Origin of the sequence: Pseudemcibacter aquimaris, from assembly GCF_028869115.1 — a bacterium.
Classification (GTDB): domain Bacteria; phylum Pseudomonadota; class Alphaproteobacteria; order Sphingomonadales; family Emcibacteraceae; genus Pseudemcibacter; species Pseudemcibacter aquimaris.
In genome coordinates, this window is record NZ_CP079800.1 from 2,141,047 (window position 1) to 2,163,314 (window position 22,268).

The 22,268-nt window shown below is 41.2% G+C and carries 21 protein-coding genes and 1 tRNA gene; 13 read left to right on the forward strand and 9 right to left on the reverse strand.

Going from position 1 to position 22,268, the window contains the following annotated elements; genetic code table 11:
- The first annotated feature begins 30 nt into the window (after positions 1 to 30).
- From phoU to KW060_RS10125, 6 genes are all read left to right on the forward strand, one after another.
- Positions 31 to 750, forward strand: a complete 720-nt coding sequence (gene phoU, locus KW060_RS10100) for a phosphate signaling complex protein PhoU (RefSeq protein ID WP_249034703.1) — start codon at positions 31 to 33, stop codon at positions 748 to 750.
- Positions 751 to 840: 90 nt separating this feature from the next.
- Entirely contained in the window at positions 841 to 1,584 is a 744-nt protein-coding gene (locus tag KW060_RS10105; RefSeq protein WP_249034704.1) for an alpha/beta hydrolase family protein, read from the forward strand.
- Between the two features lie 102 nt (positions 1,585 to 1,686).
- A complete protein-coding gene (locus KW060_RS10110) occupies positions 1,687 to 2,400 on the forward strand; it encodes a hypothetical protein (protein WP_249034705.1) in 714 nt (237 codons plus the stop codon).
- A gap of 64 nt (positions 2,401 to 2,464) precedes the next feature.
- The gene (locus KW060_RS10115) at positions 2,465 to 3,202 is read left to right on the forward strand and encodes an alpha/beta hydrolase family protein (protein ID WP_249034706.1); all 738 of its coding nucleotides are present in this window, start codon (positions 2,465 to 2,467) and stop codon (positions 3,200 to 3,202) included.
- An 18-nt stretch (positions 3,203 to 3,220) separates the two neighbouring features.
- Positions 3,221 to 3,988 carry an alpha/beta hydrolase family protein gene (locus tag KW060_RS10120; RefSeq protein ID WP_249034707.1) on the forward strand — a complete coding sequence of 256 codons (768 nt, stop codon included), beginning with the start codon at positions 3,221 to 3,223 and terminating at the stop codon, positions 3,986 to 3,988.
- Positions 3,989 to 4,068: 80 nt separating this feature from the next.
- Positions 4,069 to 4,821, forward strand: a complete 753-nt coding sequence (locus KW060_RS10125; protein WP_249034708.1) for a hypothetical protein — start codon at positions 4,069 to 4,071, stop codon at positions 4,819 to 4,821.
- Between the two features lie 9 nt (positions 4,822 to 4,830).
- Here KW060_RS10125 and KW060_RS10130 read toward each other — a convergent pair whose 3' ends face one another.
- Entirely contained in the window at positions 4,831 to 6,438 is a 1,608-nt protein-coding gene (locus KW060_RS10130) for an amidase (protein ID WP_249034709.1), read from the reverse strand.
- Between the two features lies 1 nt (position 6,439).
- Positions 6,440 to 7,510, reverse strand: coding sequence for an S-methyl-5-thioribose-1-phosphate isomerase (gene mtnA, locus KW060_RS10135; RefSeq protein WP_249034710.1), 1,071 nt, complete (start codon positions 7,508 to 7,510; stop codon positions 6,440 to 6,442).
- Between the two features lie 92 nt (positions 7,511 to 7,602).
- Here mtnA and KW060_RS10140 point away from each other — a divergent pair, with 92 nt between their 5' ends.
- The gene (locus KW060_RS10140; RefSeq protein WP_249034711.1) at positions 7,603 to 8,745 is read left to right on the forward strand and encodes a glycosyltransferase; all 1,143 of its coding nucleotides are present in this window, start codon (positions 7,603 to 7,605) and stop codon (positions 8,743 to 8,745) included.
- A 40-nt stretch (positions 8,746 to 8,785) separates the two neighbouring features.
- On the opposite strand, the gene KW060_RS10145 is transcribed toward KW060_RS10140, so the two are convergent.
- From KW060_RS10145 to KW060_RS10170, 5 genes are all read right to left on the reverse strand, one after another.
- Positions 8,786 to 8,862, reverse strand: a tRNA-Pro gene (locus tag KW060_RS10145).
- A gap of 88 nt (positions 8,863 to 8,950) precedes the next feature.
- A complete protein-coding gene (locus tag KW060_RS10150; RefSeq protein WP_249034712.1) occupies positions 8,951 to 9,439 on the reverse strand; it encodes a DUF192 domain-containing protein in 489 nt (162 codons plus the stop codon).
- A gap of 110 nt (positions 9,440 to 9,549) precedes the next feature.
- Positions 9,550 to 10,161, reverse strand: coding sequence for a cold-shock protein (locus KW060_RS15855; protein ID WP_338050532.1), 612 nt, complete (start codon positions 10,159 to 10,161; stop codon positions 9,550 to 9,552).
- 384 nt (positions 10,162 to 10,545) lie between these two features.
- Positions 10,546 to 12,207 (reverse strand): alanine/glycine:cation symporter family protein, encoded by a 1,662-nt coding sequence (locus KW060_RS10165; RefSeq protein ID WP_249034713.1) that lies wholly within the window; start codon positions 12,205 to 12,207, stop codon positions 10,546 to 10,548.
- A gap of 230 nt (positions 12,208 to 12,437) precedes the next feature.
- Positions 12,438 to 13,775, reverse strand: coding sequence for an ArsB/NhaD family transporter (locus KW060_RS10170; protein WP_249034714.1), 1,338 nt, complete (start codon positions 13,773 to 13,775; stop codon positions 12,438 to 12,440).
- Between the two features lie 265 nt (positions 13,776 to 14,040).
- On the opposite strand from KW060_RS10170, the gene KW060_RS10175 reads away from it, so the two are divergent.
- The 6 genes from KW060_RS10175 to KW060_RS10200 all read left to right on the forward strand — a co-directional run bounded on the left by KW060_RS10175 (position 14,041) and on the right by KW060_RS10200 (position 19,312).
- A complete protein-coding gene (locus KW060_RS10175) occupies positions 14,041 to 14,478 on the forward strand; it encodes an iron-sulfur cluster assembly scaffold protein (protein ID WP_249034715.1) in 438 nt (145 codons plus the stop codon).
- Between the two features lie 66 nt (positions 14,479 to 14,544).
- Positions 14,545 to 15,372, forward strand: a complete 828-nt coding sequence (locus tag KW060_RS10180) for a mechanosensitive ion channel family protein (protein ID WP_249034716.1) — start codon at positions 14,545 to 14,547, stop codon at positions 15,370 to 15,372.
- 2 nt (positions 15,373 to 15,374) lie between these two features.
- A complete protein-coding gene (locus KW060_RS10185) occupies positions 15,375 to 16,481 on the forward strand; it encodes a sensor histidine kinase (protein ID WP_249034717.1) in 1,107 nt (368 codons plus the stop codon).
- Entirely contained in the window at positions 16,474 to 17,283 is an 810-nt protein-coding gene (locus KW060_RS10190; protein ID WP_249034718.1) for a LytR/AlgR family response regulator transcription factor, read from the forward strand. Before KW060_RS10185 ends, KW060_RS10190 begins: the two co-directional genes overlap by 8 nt.
- A gap of 20 nt (positions 17,284 to 17,303) precedes the next feature.
- The gene (locus KW060_RS10195; protein WP_249034719.1) at positions 17,304 to 17,807 is read left to right on the forward strand and encodes a hypothetical protein; all 504 of its coding nucleotides are present in this window, start codon (positions 17,304 to 17,306) and stop codon (positions 17,805 to 17,807) included.
- An 83-nt stretch (positions 17,808 to 17,890) separates the two neighbouring features.
- A complete protein-coding gene (locus KW060_RS10200) occupies positions 17,891 to 19,312 on the forward strand; it encodes a pyridoxal phosphate-dependent decarboxylase family protein (protein WP_249034720.1) in 1,422 nt (473 codons plus the stop codon).
- Between the two features lie 45 nt (positions 19,313 to 19,357).
- Here KW060_RS10200 and KW060_RS10205 read toward each other — a convergent pair whose 3' ends face one another.
- On the reverse strand, positions 19,358 to 20,254 hold the full coding sequence (locus KW060_RS10205) for a dienelactone hydrolase family protein (protein ID WP_249034721.1): 897 nt from the start codon (positions 20,252 to 20,254) through the stop codon (positions 19,358 to 19,360).
- A gap of 149 nt (positions 20,255 to 20,403) precedes the next feature.
- Positions 20,404 to 22,152 carry a gamma-glutamyltransferase gene (ggt, locus tag KW060_RS10210; protein WP_249034722.1) on the reverse strand — a complete coding sequence of 583 codons (1,749 nt, stop codon included), beginning with the start codon at positions 22,150 to 22,152 and terminating at the stop codon, positions 20,404 to 20,406.
- Positions 22,153 to 22,268 lie beyond the last annotated feature (116 nt).

Below are 22,268 nucleotides of genomic sequence, written 5' to 3' on the forward strand. Positions count from 1 at the left end.
CGATACGGTTGATCATCAAAGGAAGAAATCATGTCGAATTCACATATAGTCAGTTCATTTGACGAAGATATTAAAGAATTGCGTGCCAAAATAGTTGAAATGGCAAATTTTGTTGAAAAGCAATTTTCATATGCTGAAGAGGCACTGTTAAACCAAGACCTTGATCTTGCGAAAAAAATTCGCGAGCAAGATAAAATTGTCGATGACATGGAACAAAACATCGAAAAAAAAGCAATTGAACTGATTGCGATCCGTTCACCAATGGCGGATGATCTTCGGGAAATTATTTCCGCGATTAAAATAAGCACTGCTCTTGAACGTATCGGTGATTATGCAAAAAACCTATCCAAACGCGTAACTGTTCTTCATGAATCTAAGAACTTAGAAGCCAATTATTCAGTTATTAGCCAAATGATTTCCATGATCAACATCATGAATAAAGATGTTGTTGATGCCTATGTGAATAGAAACGCAGAAAAAGCGATCGCCGTATGGTCTCGTGATATGGTTGTGGATAACCTTTATGATGGTCTATTCCGTCAAATGCTGACCTATATGATGGAAAACCCAAAATCAATCACACCGGCAACGCATTTATTGTTTGTTGCCAAAAATGTTGAACGCGCTGGCGATCATATTACAAATATTGCTGAATTGATTTATTACATCATCGAAGGCACCCAACTTGAAATGGTAAGACCAAAAGGTGACCTAAGCAGCGAAGCAAACGTAGAATTTAATGCCGATTAAATCCTAAATTCACGAAAAAGTGACTTTTCGTTGCTTGATGAAATCAAACATAAAGCCCTAGTATTTGATGATAAATGCTAGGGTATTTTTATGAGATCATTACATTTTCTGCTTTGTTATATAGCACTTTTTTCCATATCAGTTTCACAGGAAACTGAAATCAAAACTGGTTCATATATTATCAACAGCACGACTACCGAAATTGCAGGACAAAATATTGCCACCACAAATCAGGCAATCATCCCCCATGACGAAAAGCTAACTTGGGAAATAACAGTCCCAGATAATTATTCATCAGAAAACCCACCAGGAATTCTTATCTACATAAGCCCCGAAAATGAGATCAACATCCCACGCGGATGGCTTGACATTACGAAGGAGAAAAACCTGATCTGGATCGCAGCGAGAAATTCAGGAAATGATATTTATACAATGAAACGCATCCTGCTTGCGATGACAGGCATTCAATACGTTCAAGACCGTTATAAATTAGATTTAAATAGAATTTATATTACCGGTTTTTCCGGTGGCGGTCGCGTGGCCAGTATCATGGCAAGTCAAAACCCAAACATATTTAAAGGGGCCATTTATAACTGTGGGGTAAATTTCTGGAATAACGTTAGTGATAATAATCTGGATATGATCAAAGAAAACCGATATGTATTTATTACTGGTTCAGAGGATTTTAATCTTAACGACACCAGACAGGTTTATAGCAAATATAAAAAAGCTGGTGTATCAAGCGTTGACCTGATGGTAATACCGCGAATGGGGCATAGTAATCCAAGAAGCAGCAGGTTAAAACGAGCTATTGAATTTCTGGACGGCTCTTGATTTTTTACTATTTTCATGCAATTATTTAAATAAAGCAACTTAGAATATATATAATTAACCCTATAGTTGCATAAATTTAAATAAAATCACCTCGAGATTGATATGATTATCAGAAACATCTTCATTCTGTTTTTATTGGGAATAACAACTGCTTTCGCCCAAACATCCAAAACAGGTGAATTCATTATCACATCTACTCCTGCTGAAATCCTTGGGCAGGACGCCGCGCAATATAATGATTATATTGCAACAGATGATAACATCTCTTGGGAAATTTACGTACCTGAAAATTATGACGCATCGAACCCTGCTGGTGTAATGGTTTATGCGGGTGCGCCGAATGATGTTCGCCCCCCTGTCGGCTGGTTAAGTGCGATGAAAGACAGCAACCTAATATGGGTCGCCGCAAGAAGATCAGGCAACGGGTCATCCATCCATCAGAAAAAATTACTCGCGATGCTATCTGTGCCGATGATCCAAAAAGAATATAATATCGACGACAGTCGAATTTATATTTCCGGCGAAGGTCGCACCGCCAGTAGAACCGCGCTTGAATACCCGGAAATGTTCAATGGCGCAATTTTGCTTGGTGGCAAGTTATGGGAAGATAATGCGGACGAAAAACTTAAAAAAGCCCTGAAAAACCGCTACGTATTTGTCACAAGAGAAAGACACATTGTTCCACAAGGAAACAGATACGCCTACAATAAATTTAAAGCCGCCGGTGTTGAAAACATCCAACTTCATTTCCTTAGAGGCAGGCAACGTTTCGACAGAAGAGATTTATTAAACTCGATTGAATATCTTGATCAATAGGAATAAAGTGGTATTTTCTTATAAATAAACATTCATTTTATTCTAAAAACTAATTGGGGCCTTCGTGATTAAAAAATCTTTTGTTATTTTGATATTATTGTTGAGTACTGTTTCTGCAAATGCTCAAAAAACTGGTGAATATATATTAACCTCTACACCTGAAGAAGTGCTAGGACATGATGCCGAGCAATTCAAAAACATTATTGATGCTAATGCCAATTTATCTTGGGAGGTATATGTACCCAAAAGATATAACCCGGATAAACCGGCAGGGATAATGGTTTTTGCAGGCGCGCCAAATGATGTAAGACCGCCACGGGGTTGGTACAGTTCCATTGAAGATAAAAACTTAATTTGGATCGCTCCAAGAAGATCAGGCAATGGATCAACAATTCAACAAAAAACGATGCTTGCAATGATGGCTGTTTTACAAATAACAAAAAGATACTCAATCAACCCTGATCGCATTTATATTTCTGGTGAACCTAGAATTGCGAGTAGAGCAGCTCTTAATTACCCCAATATATTTAAAGGTGCAATTTTCAGCAGTCTTAATTACGGCGATAACAATGTCTGGGATGAGAACGCAGATGAGAAAATCCAAAACGCATTGGATAATAAATTTGTTTTTGTTTCTTCAAGCAAAACCAGAATTCCACAAACAATTGGATATGCATATCATAAATTTGTAGAAGCTGGAGTTCGTAAAGTAGAATTTTTGTTACTTAACAGCCAAGGCCGTATTGTCGTTAGGTTTGATCGCCGTAGAATTTTAAAAGCAATTAACATGCTAGATCAATAAGTTATTGGAGACTTATAAATGCTAAAACAAATATTCATTTTTTTATTTTTTCTTGTAAGCCAACCTGTACTTGCACAAGAAAGCGAAAGAAATTACCGAACTGGTGAATTTGACGTAAAAAGCACCATTGTGGACCTTCTGGGGGAAAAGACAGCCAAATCATATGAACAAATCTTTGATGCAGATGAAGAATTGCTTTGGAACGTCTTTGTACCGGCCAATTTTACACCGGAAAACGCAGCTGGTGTAATTGTTTATTTCAGCGACAAATATCCAAACCAAGTTGAATCAGGCTGGAAAGGTGCCGCCGAAGAGAAAAATTTCATTTGGGTCTCCCCTAAAAGGGCAAGGAATTTCACCAATAGAAAGAAACTATTGTTAGGTGTGCTTGCAACGCCCCTTATTGAATCATTATATCCAATCAATGGATCAAGGGTTTATGTTACAGGCGACCGATCTGGTTGTGATTTGGCGAGTAACGCAGCAAGGATTTATCCGAATATATTCTCAGGCGCCATTTATAACAGCTGCAAGGCAGAAACCTGGAAGAAAGAATTGCCACCCGGCATCGACCTTATGAGAAAGCATAGATATGTCTTCATAGCCAGCGCACGCAGCGAAAACAACCGAGAAATCAGAAGATCTCTGATAAAATATAATAAATCCGGCATAGAAAATACACAGTTCAAGCTACTGTCATCACTTGATGGTAATGTGAAACTAAACAATAATCATATCAGAGATATAGTCGCATACCTTGATGGCGATATTGAGTCAGTCAATTAAAGTATTTTTGAATGAGTTTATTTAAGATATGATATATGTAGAAATAAAATTACTGTTAAAAAAATGATGGTTTCTAGAAGATGATCAGCCGTATAATTATTGTCACAATATCACTCTTATATTCAAATTCCTTATTCGCTCAAGATGATAGAAGAGACATCACAGGATATAAAGAATACACAAAATCAAGTGGGGAAATCATCGGCAATGATGCCATTCCATTTGAAGCTGTCCTTGCAACAGATGAACAGTATAAATGGTCCGTATATATTCCAAAAGGATATGATAGTAGCAAACCACCTGGCATTCTTGTTCATATAACAGAGCGCAACCAGGCGAATATGCCATTTGGGTGGGAATCTGCCATGGATGACAAGAACCTGATCTGGATTTCCATGAATAAAGTTGGACGTCTTCCGCAAAATAAGGAAATGTTATTAACCGTTCTTGCTGCGCCACTGATCGAAAGTCAGTACAGTATAAACCCTGACAGGGTTTATATTGCAGCATCAACAGATGGCTGTCATCCGGCCAGCGCGGCGATGCAGGTTTATCCAACTATCTTTAAGGGAGCAATTTATGCAACATGCCTTCCTATTAATTGGCGAAATGATACACCCGACACGATCGAACTGATGAGAAACAACAGATATGTTTTTATTGCCAGTAAAGAGCAGGATATCAGACAACAAATGAGACGGTCATACCGTAAATATACCAATTCAGATTTTGAAAATGTTGAATTTATAAACGTTCCCGACCTTATTTACGGCAAAAGCATCAAACGACGCAGATTGTTAGACGCGATTGAAATCCTGGATTCCAGAGATTAATACCATCCATCATTCATAAACATAAGGCAGGAATTTTGGTTTCCTCCTGACCTTTGTCGCATTTTCAAAAGCGTATGCCGCTTCGATCATCATTGCTTCTGAATACGCCCTTCCGATGAATGATAATGATACAGGAAGCTCATGAATATACCCCATTGGGACCGTAATTGACGGATAGCCGCTAACCGCGGCATAAGACGACGTACCACCCCCACTTGGATGGTCACCATTAATTACATCCTGACTATTTGCAGGGTTTCTTGAAGGAAGCACAATCAAATCCAAATTATGTGCATCCATCAAATCATCAATCACCTTTTGCATGGCTGGTTGGTTGCCTTGTGCTGCTTCTAAATACTCCTGATCCGTTAGCGGCCCTTTTTCCTGTGAATCTAGAAATATTTCCTGCTTAAAATATGGCATTTCTTCATCCGCATGCTCAATATTAAAGGCAATCAATTCTTCAAGCGTTCTTGTTTCCACCGCGTCAGGAGTATTCTTTAAATACTCGTTTAGGTAATGCTTGAATTCATAATCGAGCACTGTTCCTTCATTTTTACCGATCCCTTCCCTGCTGCCAAACTCAAGATCATCAATGATCACAGCGCCATGTGCTTTCATGGCTTCAATATTTTCATTAAAAATTTCCGGTAAATCATCATGCATTCTAAAAGGGGATCTAATGACACCAATCCGCTTACCGCTTAAACCATCCGCTTTTAAATGATCTTCATATGCGACCTTAACATCCGGCTGGCTTAATGTGGCTGGGTCCTCTGCATTTTGGCTAACCATCGCCGTTAACAAATATGCTGCGTCCGCAACCGTTCTGGTCATCGGCCCTGCGGTGTCCTGTGTTGCCGCGATTGGAATAATTCCTGTACGGCTGACAAGTCCCACTGTTGGTTTAATGCCAACGATACCGTTATACGCAGCCGGACACACCACCGAACCATCCGTTTCGGTCCCAACGGTCACCGCAGCCATATTGGCCGCAGCAGCAGCCCCTGACCCTGAACTGGAACCACAGGTATTGGCGGTAAGCAAATATGGATTTCTGGTTTGACCGCCCATGCCACTCCAACCGCTTGAGCTGTTTGTTGAACGGAAATTAGCCCATTCGCTTAAATTCGCCTTACCAATAATAATTGCACCGGCCTCACGAAGACTCGCGGCGAGTGGTGAATCCTCTTTTGCATAGTTATCCTTTAACGCAATTGATCCTGCCGTAGTCGGCATATTGTCCTTGGTATCAATATTATCCTTCAATAAGATCGGTATTCCATGCATTGGCCCGCGCGGGCCTGTCTCTTGACGTTCTTGATCAAGCGCACCCGCAATAGCAACAGCATCCGGATTAACGGATATAACAGCGTTAAGGCGTGGCCCTTTTTTATTGAGCGCTTCAATACGACCAAGATATAATTTAACCACCTGTTCCGCTGTATAGGTACCATTTTTATAGGCTTCGTTTAATTCAGCGACGGTAATTTCATCCAAAACAAAATCATTAATCGATATTTCGGCTTGGCTAGTTTCCTGTTCATTATTTACTGGTATTTCTGAACATGATGATAATACTGCCATTAACACAAGTGTCGCTAAATTCTTATTCATCCTATGCCCCTTTCATGAGCTGTTCCAATGCATCCTTATATGGTGCTGTGATCATTCCTTTTTCAGTAAAAATCCCTGTTACCAATTCATTTGGCGTTACATCAAATGCAGGGCTGCGTGTTTTGGTGCCTATTGCGGCAACATCTTGCCCGAGAATGGTTGTCACTTCCGCGCCGTCGCGTTCTTCAATCGGGATATCTGCGCCCGTCGCCGTATGCATATCAATCGTACTGGATGGGCAGGCCACATAAAATGGAATACCGTAATGTTTCGCAAGGATCGCAACACCCAAGGTGCCAATTTTGTTAGCAACATCACCGTTGGCAACAACACGGTCCGTGCCCACGATTACCATGTTAATTTGCCCGGTCGCCATCATATGGGCCGCCATATTATCGGTGATTAACGTTACATCAATACCCGCCTTATCCAATTCCCATGCGGTAAGGCGTGCACCTTGGAATAGCGGTCTTGTTTCATTGGCATAAACCTTGAAATTCTTACCCTTATCATGGGCCAGATACATTGGTGCTGTCGCCGTGCCGAGTATGGATGTGGCCAGTGACCCTGCGTTACAATGGGTCATAATGCCCATACCGTCTTTAATTAACGGTTCTGCGACCTTGGCAAGACCGTAACTGATCGCCTTGTCTTCTTCATGGATCAATTCTGCTTCACGGATCAAGGCATTTAACATTTCATCGTTGGAACCAGATATATTCTGATCAAGACATTCCACCATCCGTTTCATCGCCCAATTCAGATTAATGGCCGTGGGACGTGAGCTGTCCAAATAATCGGCTTGTTCTTTCACTTTCTGAATAAATTCATCTGATGACAGGTTCACATGATGTCGCATTTCCACACACAATCCATATGCCGCCGAAACGCCAATCGCAGGGGCACCACGCACCTTTAACCGTTTGATGGTGTCCCAAACCTGTTCTGCGTTTGTATGGTGCTCCATGACCGTTTTATGCGGCAACAATGTCTGATCAAGGATGTAAAGTTCACCATCTTTCCATTCGATCGATAACGGCAAGTCATCAGCAATAATTGATTTGTCCGGCAATATTTCCATCCCTTTATTTATAGTTATTTCTTTTCATAACTTAATATGTTCTCTAGTATAAACGCAATCTTGAAACATATAAAAATATTCAAATGAAAATACTCTCTTTCGCTATTCAATTTCCAAACGCTGTCGAACCGGGATCAGGCATCAACATTAAAAACCTGATGCTGGCGATGAATAAAACCGCCAACATTAAAAGAACCGTTATCGCGCCAGTACCGCACTGCCCCCGCTTAAGAAAAATCACAGACAGATATCAGGCTTATGAACGACTAGATGAAAGTTACATGGTCGATGATATTGAAATTCATCACCCAAGATATGTTGATTATCCATATGAGTTTTTAAACAACGAAATCAAATCAATCATTAAATCCATTGATGAAAATGATCTTGCTTGTCAAAGCAGTTCATTTGATTTGATCGAGGCACAATCATTATACCCCGATGCGCTTATAGCCCACCATTACGCAGAAAAATACAATAAGCCATTATTATTAACCGCACGTGGCGACGATGTTCATTTCTGGATGGATATCAAAAAGCACCGGGATAAAATCTTTTCCGCAATTGATTACGCCAGCAAACTGATCTGTATCAGTGGGTGTTTAAAAGACGAATTGACCCATCATGGCATATCAGATAACAAACTGTCGATCATTCCAAACGGCCTTGATCAAGATACCTTTAATTTAAATGTTGAAGCCAACCCATTACGGGAAAAATATTACCTGTCTGTCGGCGAATTATCCATCAGCAAAGGGCAGCATGTCATTCTTGATGCCTTCGCAAGTCTCTTGAAAAAACGGCTGATCATCGTCGGTGATGGTGAACAAAGACGCGCATTAAAACAAAGGGCAAAAGATCTTGGCATCGCGGGACGGGTTCAATTCATCAAATATCTCGATCAATCAAAGCTTGCCGAATTTTACAAAGGGGCAACGGCCACCATTCATATGTCAGATATGGAATCGATGCCATCGGTGATTAACGAGGCACTCGCCTGCGGGTCACCAATCATCACAACAAATGTCGGTGATATCGCTGATATTATCAATGATGAAAATGGTTTCCTGCTTGATGCGCAGGATGATTATTTGCTTGTCCGTGCCGTCGAAAAATTAAAACATAAAGATTATGACCAAAACACAATTGCCAAGTCATCAATGACCAATAACTGGCAAGATACTGCACAAAGCAACATCAATATTATCAATGAAATTCTAAGCTGAATTTCTTGAACTAATTTTTTAATTTTATTGGAAATTTAAATGGTCGGGGAGACTGGATTCGAACCAGCGACCCCCTGTACCCAAAACAGGTGCGCTACCAGGCTGCGCCACTCCCCGACCGAGAAAGCAATTTGTAAAAACAAATTGTGGTTGGGTTAATACGCGAACTATGAAGAAGGTGCAAGTGTTATTTTACTAAAAATGACTATTTTGTTGCATTTCCAAATGTGGAGTAGATTAACTCGTCCCCTACATCAATTCCTAGTTTGTCTGCAAGCCCACCATTAACCTCTAAAACCGCTTTTGCAAGACCGCCGGAACGGATTAACGAGAGCGATCTGGGCTGCGCCATTTTTTCGATTCTCATGATTTTCCCAGCTTCATCAACGAATATAATGTCCAGTGGAATAAAGGTATTTTTCATCCACATGCTGATGCGCTTTTTATTGTCATAAATAAAAAGCATACCGTTCATTTCAGGAAGTTCTGTACGGAACATCATGCCATATTGTCTATGGCTGTCATCCAGTGCCAGTTCGATGTCAAAATCGTATGTGTTATCTTTGCTGATTATGGAAAGTGTGTCTGTTGGAAATTTTTGCTGTGCATTCGCAATATTGGCCACAAAAAACAAGCCAATAAGTGCAATAAATATCCTTTGGATAAACCCGCTTACAATCACTTTAGAACTCATAAATCCATCCTTTCTTCTGACAAAATTCTATTGTCAAAAATCATAATGACAGCAAAGATTGGCAATTTAAAGGCCAAACTTTAAAAAGAAGTTTTGGAAACTTAAGTGAATTATGCTTCTGCTTTAATGGCATTGACCATAAGGCCACGTTCACCATTCCCCACAACAACTGACAGTTCCTGTCCAGGAATCAGTTGATCCATTTCATAATGGCGAAGTACTTCCATGTGAATGAAAATATCTTGACCACCGTCCCCACGGTTTACAAATCCGTATCCACGAACCTTGTTAAACCATTTAACAACTACGTCAACATAGTCATCATCAGAATAAATTGAATCGTCAATTGTAACTTTATTTTCCGGTTCGGATTTTTCAATGGCTGTTGAAAGATCGAAGCTAAGGATTTTCACGGCCTGACGTCCTTTTGGACGGTTGGCTGATAGACATACGACTTTCGTTCCTTCTGGTAAGGAACCACGGTCATGTTCTTTCAAAATGGAAAAATGAACCAGAATGTCGCCTTTATTGCGATTTTCTGTATCATCGGCTTCGATGAAGCCATACCCCTTAACATCGTCAAACCATTTGATTGATCCGACTATTTCGTCAAAATGTTCGGATACTGAACTTGTTGCGTCATTACCTGAAACGCTTGTTGAGCCTTTTTGAAGTTCAACGTCTTCGTCAGTAGTCAAACCTTTTATCGCGCTGCTACTCATTTTTTTTACTTCCCATTTATCCATAACTATATACATACTTATGCTATTATTTTTATCGCTTAACAGTCACTTTTGCAACTATAACTTAAATAATTCACATCAAAAGTTTGCCCTAAATCATTGGAAACAATTCCATAATTTAACTTTTGTAGTATACCATAGTTATATTTTCCATAATATGCTCGTGATTACTCTATAAAAAAAAAGCCCTTAAATCAAGAGATTACTCTAAACCAATCTATTGTAAAACCCCATTTATTAAGAATAAGTTAATATTACTATACACTTAAACGCACAAAAAAAGTACTTTTTTGTCACAATTTTGCAACAAAAAAGGCAGCTTCAAAAGCTGCCTTTCTTTAATATATTTAATAATTATCTGATCTATTTTATTTTATCAGCATAATCATTGACCATTTCTTTAACCTCTTTACGCATCACAAACATACATATCACGTTCGGTATAGTCATGAAGGCCACTGTAATCGCAGCAAAGGTCCAGATAACAGTTGTATCCGCAATCGACGCTACAAAGAAACCAATCACATATACAACACGGTACGGCATAACAGCAGACTGACCAAATAGGTAAGTTATCGCCCTATCGCCATAGTATGACCACGCAACCGCCGTTGAGAAAGCAAAGAGCGCCAGTGAGATCGCAACGATATATTGACCACTGTCCCCTAAGAAGCTTTTGGTAAAGGCTTTACTTGTTAGTGCCGCTGAATGGATAAGTGATTTACCTTTAACAACAACTTCGCCGTCATCGAGCTTACCACCCGTAACAGAAATCTTACCGGTAAATGGCTGATCATTTTTGCTAAAGACCACATCTTCTGCCACAGAACGCGCGTGAAGCACTGTAACACCACCAGAAGTCAGCATACCGTTCATCACATCAATTTCGCCTGTGTGTGTGGTAATTGTCGAACCTTCAACCACGTTAAGATGCTTGAATAACGCTTCACGGTCTGCTTGTACCGCATCATCATAAACACCATTAATAATGCTGAAATCAGATGTCTGGAATGTTGTATCGTGTTTTTCTGTCCAAACACCTGATGATAGGATCACAAGCCCCGTAAGCGTACAAATCATGATGGTATCAATGAATGGCTCAAGTAATGATACCATGCCTTCTGATACCGGCTCTTCTGTAATTGCGGATGCGTGAGCAATAGCAGATGAACCCTGCCCTGCTTCGTTTGAGAACAGGCCACGGTTAACACCACGGTTAAAGGCAAACGCGAACGTCGCACCAAGGAAGCCACCAAGTGCCGCACTACCGTTAAAGGCATCAGCGAAAATAGAAACGAATGATGGCACAACATTTTCGATGTTAGCGAAAATCACACAAAGTGCACCAACCAAATATAATAACGCCATGGACGGAACAACACGTGATGCGAAGTTCGCAATACGTGTAACACCACCAATAATCACGAAAGCAAGCAACACCGATGCAACAATACCAGTCATCCATGCTTCGATCCCGAATGTTTCATTCATAGCCTGCGCAATGTTATTAACCTGTGGCATACTGCCTGAACCAAAGGAACTAAGGGCCGCTGCAGCCGCGAACATCGCCGCCAAAGGCTTCCACCCCAAACCACGGTCCATCACATACATCGGACCACCAGCAACAGTACCATCATCGGTTTTAATACGGTATTTATGGGAAAGTGATACTTCCACAAATTTGGTTGTCATACCCATAAAGGCGGTCGCGAGCATCCAGAAAATAGCAGCCGGACCACCAAGATAAATGGCAAGACCAACACCACCAATATTACCCGTACCGATCGTACCGGATAACGCCATGGACATCGCCTGGAAATGGGATGTCTCACCTTGCGCTTTATGCTCTTCAAACTCTTTATCTTTGCCAAGAAGTACGCCCCAAGCATGCTTAAAGAAGCGAATTTGTGGAAACTTAAGATAAATGGTGAAGAATAAACCTATACCGAGTAGGTAGAACGGAAACCATGGAGCACTACCGATAAAGCTGTCGATAGAGACCAGAAAATTATTAACTTCTAACATTAATTCCCTCTTATTTTGATGAATTTAATTCGTCAGTTTCTGACTTGTTATAAATTAGTGCACAACACTATAGGGATTCTGGAGCTAGGTATAGGAATTAATGTATTTTTTTAACAAATCCGTAAAATTTACGAAATATTCCTAATGATCACTCTTAATCCAGAAAAAATCCGAAAATAAAAAACCCGGCTTTAAAAGCCGGGTTTTAAAAATTTCTATGTTCTTAATTCCTAGTTTACAGGAGCTGTAAACCAATCGAAGAATGTAGAGAACAAGATTGTTGAAACAACAAGTGTCAGGAACATCACTGGAAGACCTTTTTTCATCCAAAGGCCAGGTGTGATTGCCATTTTCGGGTTTCCTGTTTCACGCGCAAGACGCTCGGAAATTGTAACGATGTAAACGTTGGCTGTTGAACCAATGTGTGTACCGTTACCGCCCATGCCAACACCGATAGCAAGTGACCACCATAGTGGTGATACGTTAATGCCTTGTGTTTCTAGACCAAGAATAATTGGAATCATCGCCGCTGTGAACGGAATGTTATCAATCGCAGCAGATAGAACCGCAGCAACCCACATAAGCATGATAGAAGCCATTAGAAGGTCTTCACGAACCATTGGCAGGATTTGTGTACCAACATATTCAAGGAACTGACTGTGTTCAACACCACCGATCAGAATGAAGAGCGAGATAAAGAAGAGTAGTAGAGAAATCTCAACTTGCTCTAGTGACTCATCAACTTCGATGTGACGGCTAGCAAAGAATAGAAGCGTTAGACCAAGTGCTGATACTTCCCATGGTTCCATGTGCAGCGCACCGTGAGCCATAAATAGTACAGTCATTAGACCAAGAATAGCTAAAGCAGAATACCAAACTTTCTTGTTTGTAATTGGAATTTCTTCAATGTCTTGCCAGTCTTTTGGCTTCTCAGCAAGTTCTTCTTTAAATAGATACTTAAGAGCGACAAGCACAGTTAACCATGCAACAAGCACAGGAGGGCCCATGTGTACAAGGAATGTGTTAAATGAAATGTTCGCAGCAGAACCGATCATTAGGTTAGGTGGATCACCAACAAGTGTTGCAACACCACCTGTATCAGATAGTAGAGCAGCAGCCATTAGGTATGGCAGTGGAGAAACATTAAGTGTACGAGCAATCATGATAATGAGCGGGCCAAAGATAACCACTGTTGTCACGTTATCAAGCAGAAGACTGATTACTGTAACCGCTGTACCGATCAGTGCAAGCATCATGTAAAGGCGACCTTTACTGAAACGTGCCAGTTCCACAGCAAGGTTTTGGAAACCACCAGTTGGGATCATGATAGCAACGATTGTCATCATACAGCCAAGTAGGAAAATCACGTTCCAATCCACAGCTTCATAAGCTTGTTCTACGCTATAAAAGCCCATTTCCTTACCGATAAGTAGGATTGTGCCAGCACCAAGCATCGCGAACTTAGCACGGTGGAAACCATGCACATGCTCTGTAAAAATACCGATGAAGGTCACAGCGAGAATAATTCCCGAGATCAACATCGTGTTATTAAAGACTAATTCATGCATTAAAATAACTCTTTGTTTAAATTGTTAATTTTGAAAAATTTAGAAAAACCAAAGAGAAAGAATATCAAAACGCAAATCATCACTGAAATTCATTTCATTGTAGTTTTCTTGTAGATTCCCTCGTACCCTAAATTTTGGAGGAATTTAGCATTATTTCGGGGAAATGCAATCAAAATCGAAGGAAAAGAGTCTGTTTTTAAGGCTTAAGAGCTGCTTTTACAGATCAAGGGTAGACATGGAACTTCATATATATTAGTCGTAAATCATGATCGATAAATTATACCAGAAAACCATCCTAAAACATGCCGCAAATGCCACTGGGCATGGCGCACTCGAAGAAGCCGACCATAGCGCCATGGTACATAATCCAATGTGCGGGGACCGAATAAAAGTTTATATAAAACTTGAAAATGGTGAACTGGTTGATTTTTCCCACGAGGCAAAGGCCTGCGCCCTTTGCCAAGCAAGTGCATCCGTTTTAGGGGAACATTTTCAAGGACTTACAATTGATAAAATTAACACCTTGATTGAAAGCATTAAAAACTCACTAGGTGACCCAAACGGCCCAGAACAAAACTCTTGGCCCGATGATAAATGGGCCGCACTCGATGTCTTTAATGTTGTTAGGGACCATAAAAGCCGCAAAACATGCGTCACCCTACCCTTTGATGCGTTAAAGCAAGCACTCGAAGAACATTCATAAAAAATGTTTGCAGAATAGCCCTTTAAGACGTATTTTTAAATAAACACAACCATAAAAGAGGGCATCATGGAAGAATTCATTGCAGAATACAGCGAAATGCTAGTTGAACTGGGCACGACATACGGTCTTAATATCGTTTTTGCCATTTTAATACTGATAATCGGTCTTTGGATCGCGGGAAGAATTAAAAATCTTGTATTAAAAGCCTGTAAAAAAAGCAGCAAAATCGACGATACCCTTGGCGCCTTTTTCTCTAGCCTTGCCAGATATGTCATCATTATCTTTACCGTTCTTGCGGTACTTGATCGTTTCGGTGTCGAAACGGCAAGTCTTATTGCGATACTCGGTGCCGCATCCCTTGCCATTGGTCTTGCGCTACAAGGCACCCTTAGCAATGTTGCTGCTGGTGTCATGCTGCTTATCTTCCGTCCTTTCAAGGTCGGGCAATTTGTTGATGTCGCGGGTCATGCGGGAACCGTTAAGCATCTGGGTCTATTTGTAACGGAAATGGCCACTGGTGACAATGTTAAGATCATCATTCCAAACGGGCAAATCTGGGGGGCTTCTATCAAGAACTTCTCTGCCAATGACAAACGCCGTGTCGATTTGGTTATTGGTATCGGTTATGACGATGATATTGATAAGGCAATTGCAGAAATCGGTGCCATCATTGATGCGGATGCACGCGCTGATAAAGACCCTGATCCATCAATTTTTGTTGGTGAACTTGGCGCAAGTTCCGTTGACCTTGTGGTGCGTGTCTGGACAGACAGTGGCAATTACTGGCCGTTAAAAGCCGACCTTACCAAAGCCATCAAACAAACATTTGATGAAAAAGAAATCAGCTTCCCTTATCCACAACAGGACGTACATATCGTTTCAAGTGTTAAGTAAGCATGAGTTTAGAAAGCTTCATAGAAAAACAATATAAGCAAAAAGAAAGCTTATTCTGGAAATTACAAGTCGCGGGCTGGCTCACTTTCGGGGCCACCCGCGCACTTAATTCATTTGCCCTTGGTGATGATATTAATTTCCAGCTTATTGTTGCGGTTTCTGTGGTCAGTGGCTTTCTGATTACAATTCTATTAAGGCTTGTTTATAGAAAATTACGCTCAAGCAACCTTCCCGCATCAACCATGGTGCTTTCGATTATCAGCTGCATCGTTGTGTGTGCGGTTATTCTTAGCGCGATTGACATCTGGATTGTCGTGCAGATTTATTTCATCGACTTACTGGTCAATGATTTTGCCGGGCGTAGCCTTTATAACGTTTTTGTATTGTTAATCTGGACGGGTGCCTATTTCATTATCAATTATCATTTCTTGCTGTTAGAAGAAAAAGAAAAAACCTTGCAAGCTGTCGCACAGGCCCACCAGTCGCAGTTAAAAATGCTGCGTTACCAGTTAAACCCGCATTTCCTGTTTAATACGTTAAATGCGATTTCAACCTTGGTGCTTACCAATCAAAGTAAAGAAGCCAATGGCATGCTTACTAAATTAAGCGCGTTCTTACGCTTTAGTCTGGTAAACCAGCCACAGCAAAAAATCACCATTGAGGAAGAGGTTTATGCCCTTTGGCTCTATCTTGATATTGAAAAGGTTCGCTTCCAGGAACGCCTCAAAATTGATTTCAATATCGCCGATGATGCAAAACAGGCCTTAATCCCCAGCCTGTTACTGCAGCCGTTAATCGAAAACGCCATTAAATACGCCATTGCCCCCATGGAAGACGGCGGTACAATTTCATTAAGTGTGAAACGAGACCGTAAGATTTTAAAAATTCTTCTGTGTGATACTGGCCCTGGTCTTCCGAGCGAAGAAGAAATGAAAAAGACGAGAGATGATTCAAGTGGCGTTGGACTTGCCAATACAAAAACCAGACTTCTTGAACTTTATCCAGGCAATCATAATATTGCCATAAACAACCGCGAAGAAGGGGGCTTACAAATTTTCATTGCATTACCGTTTGAAACCGCGGCTGAGGGAAAGGAAACAAATGAATAAGATCAGAACCCTTTTGGTTGATGATGAACCACTTGCCTTACAAGGTTTAAAAATCAGATTGGAACAATTTGATGACTTGGAAGTGGTGGATACGGCATCCAATGGCCGCGAAGCCGTTAAAAAAATCCGTTCTGAAAAACCGGATCTTGTGTTTCTGGATATTCAAATGCCGGGCATGGGTGGTTTTGATGTGGTTAAGGCGCTCGCTAATGAAGAATTGCCGATCATCATTTTCGCCACCGCGTTTGACAAATATGCTATTCAGGCGTTTGAAACCCACGCAACCGATTATTTGTTAAAACCGATTGAAGAAGAAAGACTTGAACAGGCGATAAGCCGCGTTCGTGAACAAATTTCCGAACATATTGCCATTGAACAGAATGCGAAGTTGATCGACCTGATCCGTAATATGGATGATCCACCGGAAATTGAACTGTCGGAAATTCTGACGGCGGACGACATCACAACCAAGAAACAGTTTGAAAGCCAGTTCAGCATCAAAGATCGCGGTGAAATCACGCTGGTGAGCGTCAGCAGCATTCAATGGATTGATGCGGCCGGTGATTACATGTGCTTGCATACAGACAACAAAACACACATATTGCGTGAAACCATGAAAAACATGGAAAAGCGCCTTGATCCGGATGTGTTCAAACGCATCCACAGATCAACAATTGTGAATATCAATATGATTGAAAAACTAGCCTCCAGCGCGGGTGGCAAATATCTGATTACCTTAAAAAATGGTTCAGAATTACAAGCCAGCCGCAATTACCGGGAGTCCTTAAAGCAGTTTTTATAAACATAAAAAGAGAGGGAAAAATGAAAACATTACTTTCAACCATGATCGCGCTTTGCGTGATGATAACCACTGCGTCCGCGCAGGAATTTAATCCGAATTTCGTCACCCCCTCTCAAGAAATCAGGATCAAGGAAGAAGTCAAACTGATCGTTGACCGCTATTACACATATTTTTCTGCAAATCAGATGGATAAATTCCCAAGTGAAACCCATACAATCCCTTGGGCAGTACTCGGTACAGATCGCATTTACATGACGGCGGAAGAATCCAACGATTTTTATTATCAATCTTACGCCAATATTAAGAAAAATAATCCGGAATATGACCGTTCCGAATTCACCATTCAAAAAACCTGTGTTCTTTCACCAAATACAGCATTCGTCAGTGGCTATAACACCCGCCGCGCGGCCGACGACAGCATCATATCCATGAACGGAACAGTATATATCATGGTCCGCACCGAAAACGGTTGGCGCATTAACAGCTTTGCTGGCAAGCCACTGGATAAAGTTGTCAGTTGTTAAAGAAAAAATTCTAATAACAACAACAATCAGATAGGAATTTGAATTTTATATATCCATAATGTGTTTATAACAAAGGATATAATATGAAGTTTGATTTAGATCAGAATACAAGAAAAGAAATTCTTATTGCCGTAACGGAGAAACTCGAGGATTATTACGCCAATACTAAAGCTTGTAAAATTACACCAACCATTGATGTTGCGAATATTAAAAATCTTGTAAGCCAAGTAGATTTAATTAATGGCATGGATAATTTTGAAGCAATTGATTACGTTACGAAAAATCTAAAAGAAAACTCAGTACATACACCGCATCCAAGTTATTTTGGTTTATATAATCCCCGTTCAAATTACGCAGGTATAATCGCCGATTTGATTACGGCATATTTTAATCCTCAGTTAGCCGCATGGAGCCACGCCCCTTTTGCGGTAGAGGTTGAAGCACACTTAATTGCTGAACTTGCTTCAAAGTTTGGATATTCGACCAATAAATTTGACGGTGTCTTTGCAACAGGCGGTAACGAAGCAAATCAGACAGCTGTCTTGTGTGCACTTAACAACCAATATCCAAATTTTAATCGTGACGGCATCTTTTCTGTTTCAAAGAAGCCTATTATTTATTGTTCTGAAGAAGCGCATCATTCCGTGCATAAAGCAGCAAAAACGGCAGGTTTAGGATACAATAGCGTCATTCCAATACCAGTTGGCAACGATCAAAAGTTAGACACCACGATTTTAAAGGAAAAAATAGAGGTATCTACCCAGTCCAATCATGCACCATTAATGATTATTGGTACGGCTGGAACAACAGGGGCAGGCATTATTGACGACCTGGTTGAGATTAATAATATCGCAAAAGAGTATAATATCTGGTTCCATGTTGATGCTGCTTATGGTGGTGCTGCCGCTTTAAGTGAGAAACTGAGAAACCAGTTAAAGGGTATTGAATTAAGCAACTCAATTACTTTTGATGCGCATAAATGGATGTCCGTTCCAATGGGGGCAAGTGTCTTTATTACATCACATCCTAATATTCTCGCTAAAACATTTAGTATTTCTACAGAATATATGCCAAAGGATGCCGACAAATTAGAGGTTGTTGACCCTTACTGCCATTCAATTCAATGGTCACGTCGATTTATCGGATTAAAATTATTTCTATCATTATTATTTTATGGTTGGAAAGGTTACGAGGAAACGATTAACCATCAAGCCGATATGGCAGACTTGCTTAGAAATAAATTAACTAACAATGGCTGGGTCGTATTAAACAAATCCAACTTACCTGTCGTTTGTTTTACCGATGAGAAAAATAAAAACGATCAAAACTTCACAACCCAGATTCTGGAAAATATTTATGAGAACGGCAATTCGTGGTTATCAGTATACCCTATCAATAACATAAACTGTTTTCGTGCATGTATAACCAATTACAATACGACTGAATCAGAATTAGATGAATTAATTGAAGAACTGAATATTGAAAGAGATAAATATACCAAATAATTAAAGGCAGGCCTTTGACCTACCTTTAACTAAATTGACTGATCCTTAATTCAAATGTTCGTTAAAGAACTCGATAGTTCTGCCCCATGATAACTCGGCCATTTCCGGGTTATAACGCCCGGTACTATCGTTATGGAAACCGTGCCTCGTATCAGGATACATATGCATCTGATAGGGGGCGTTGTTGGCTTTAAGCACTTCCTCATAGGCAGGCCACGCCGCATTAACACGTTCATCAGTTTCCGCAAGCTGGATCATCACCGGCCCTTTAACATTGCCGACAATATCATTTCGTGCAGGTGTCCCGTAATATGGCACTGCCGCATCAATCACATCCGGCAGGCTCGCTGCAAGAAAGTTGCTGATATAACCGCCGAAACAGAAACCAACCACACCGACTTTGCCACTTGAAAGCGCATGGTCATGCAAGAAATTAGCGGCGGCGATAAAATCTGCCTCGATTTTACTGCGGTCAAGGCTGCGTTGCATAGTTCGGCCCTCATCATCATTGCCGGGATAACCACCAAGCGGATGAAGCGCATCCGGTGCAAATGCCACGAAACCAACCTTGGCAAGTCTTCTGGCGACGTCCTTTACATATGGATTAAGCCCCCTATTTTCATGAACAACCAATACACAAGGTGCCGTTGCGCCATCTGCCAGTGATGATGGTTGAACGAGATAGCCGCGCCCTTCCCCATGGCCATTTGGCGATGAGAATGTCGCATAACTCGCTTTAATATCTTCGTCGTTAAAATTAACCTGTTCCGCAAGTGCATAATTGGGGATAAGCGCACTGGTTAACATCGCCATTGTAATACCACCCTTGGCCAATGTACCGAGCCTATCCATAAATTCACGGCGGTCCATCATTCCGTGTGCATAGGCATCGTACCAATCGAATGCCTCTTCCGGAATGTTGAATTGAATTTGTCCTGTCATGATTATTCCTTTCGATTATACCCCGAGTCATTGTGACAAGAGTTCCACCCTATGGAAAAGAGTACCCGAAAAGAAAAAAAAAGCAAACTTGGTAACAAAAAAGGCGGATCACATGACCCGCCTGTTGATTTTTTTTATAACCGAATTGGTTAGTCGATACCAATCGCCGCAGCGTCCATGCTACGGATATCCGCCGCACCATAGAAAATGCCGTCTTTATACATAATGTTGCTTAAAGAACCCAATGTGAATGGCATTGGTGCAAGTTGATGGCCCATGTTGGTCAGGATATTTTTGGTATCCTGGCTAACGCCTTCTTCAACCATAACCGCATCCGGCAGCCATTGATGGTGAATACGTGGCGCCGCAAGCGCATGCATGGCATTCATATCAAATTCCACAACGTTAAGAACTGACTGCATCACAACAGTAATAATTGTACTACCGCCTGGTGAGCCTGTTACGAAGAATGGCTTGTCGTCTTTTAGAACGATTGTCGGTGTCATTGATGAAAGCGGGCGTTTCTTTGGTTGAACGCTGTTTGCTTCACCGCCGATAAGACCGTAACCATTTGGTGTACCCGGCTTCGCAGAGAAGTCATCCATTTCATTGTTCATCAGGATACCTGTACCCGCAGCCATCATGTGGCTACCGTAACTGAAGTTCAGTGTGTAAGTGTTACTTACAGCGTTACCCCATTTATCCATAACGGAATAATGTGTTGTGTCTGGGCTTTCTTTCACAAGATCAAGCGCAGGTGCAACGTCCGTTGAACGACGTGAGCGATCTTCTGGGATAAGTGCACGAACCTTGGCTGCATATTCCTTACTTGTTAGATCAGCAACAGGAACATCTGAGAAATCAGGGTCACCAAGATATTTACTACGATCTGCATATGCCTGACGCATTGCTTCGATATAAAGGTGAAGCATTGCTGCGCTGTTGTGACCTTTTGATTTAAGATCATCATTTTCAAGCATATTCATCATTTGCACCAAATGAACACCGCCTGATGATGGTGGTGGCATTGTTACAACTTTATAATCTTTATATGTGCCAACGATTGCTTCACGTTCCTTGGCAACGTAATTTGCCATATCAGCTTCCGTGATCAGACCGCCTTGGGCCTTGCTGTCGGCTGCGATACGTTTTGCGATCTCACCTTTATAAAAGGCATCAGGACCACCGTCCATGATTTGCTTCAGTGACCATGCAAGGTCGTCTTGCTTAAGAATTTCACCAAATTCATATGATGAACCATCTGCCTTATAGAATACTTTCGCTGCAGCTTCGTTCTGTGCCAGACGTTCTTTACGGCCGTTAAGAGAGTTCACAAGATAGTTATACATTGGGAAACCATCTTTCGCGAGCTTATATGCCGGCTCAATCACTTGTTTCAGTGACATTGTACCGTATTTTTCAAGCGCCAGTGACATACCGGCTACTGTACCCGGTACGCCAGATGCAAGTGGGCCATATTTTGAACGGTCGTCATTCACTGAACCGTCTTCGTTCAGATACATGTCACGGTGTGCTTTTGCCGGTGCCATTTCACGGTAATCAATTGTGATTGATTTATTTTCTTCCGCTAGATGAACAACCATAAAGCCGCCACCACCGATGTTACCGGCTTGTGGGTACGTCACTGCAAGGGCATAACCGACAGCAACTGCTGCATCAACCGCATTACCGCCCTGTGCAAGGATATCTGCACCAACTTGTGAAGCGATTTTTTCGCGTGATGCAACCATGCCATTTCGGCTAACGACCGGAACAAAACGGTCCGTTGTATTCAAACGTGGCGTGTTTGCCGCACCACCGCTGCCCATCTGAGCAAGGACCGGTGAAGCAACGAAGCTCACGATTGCTGAAATGATAACAAAAAGTCTAATTTTCATTTTTTTCTCTCTATAATGTAAACGCTGCAAACATCCTGCATATCAGAATTGATTCTGCAATAAAAAAAGGCGAAAAACCGCCGTTTCCGGAAAGTTTCCGAAAACCATATTAAAAT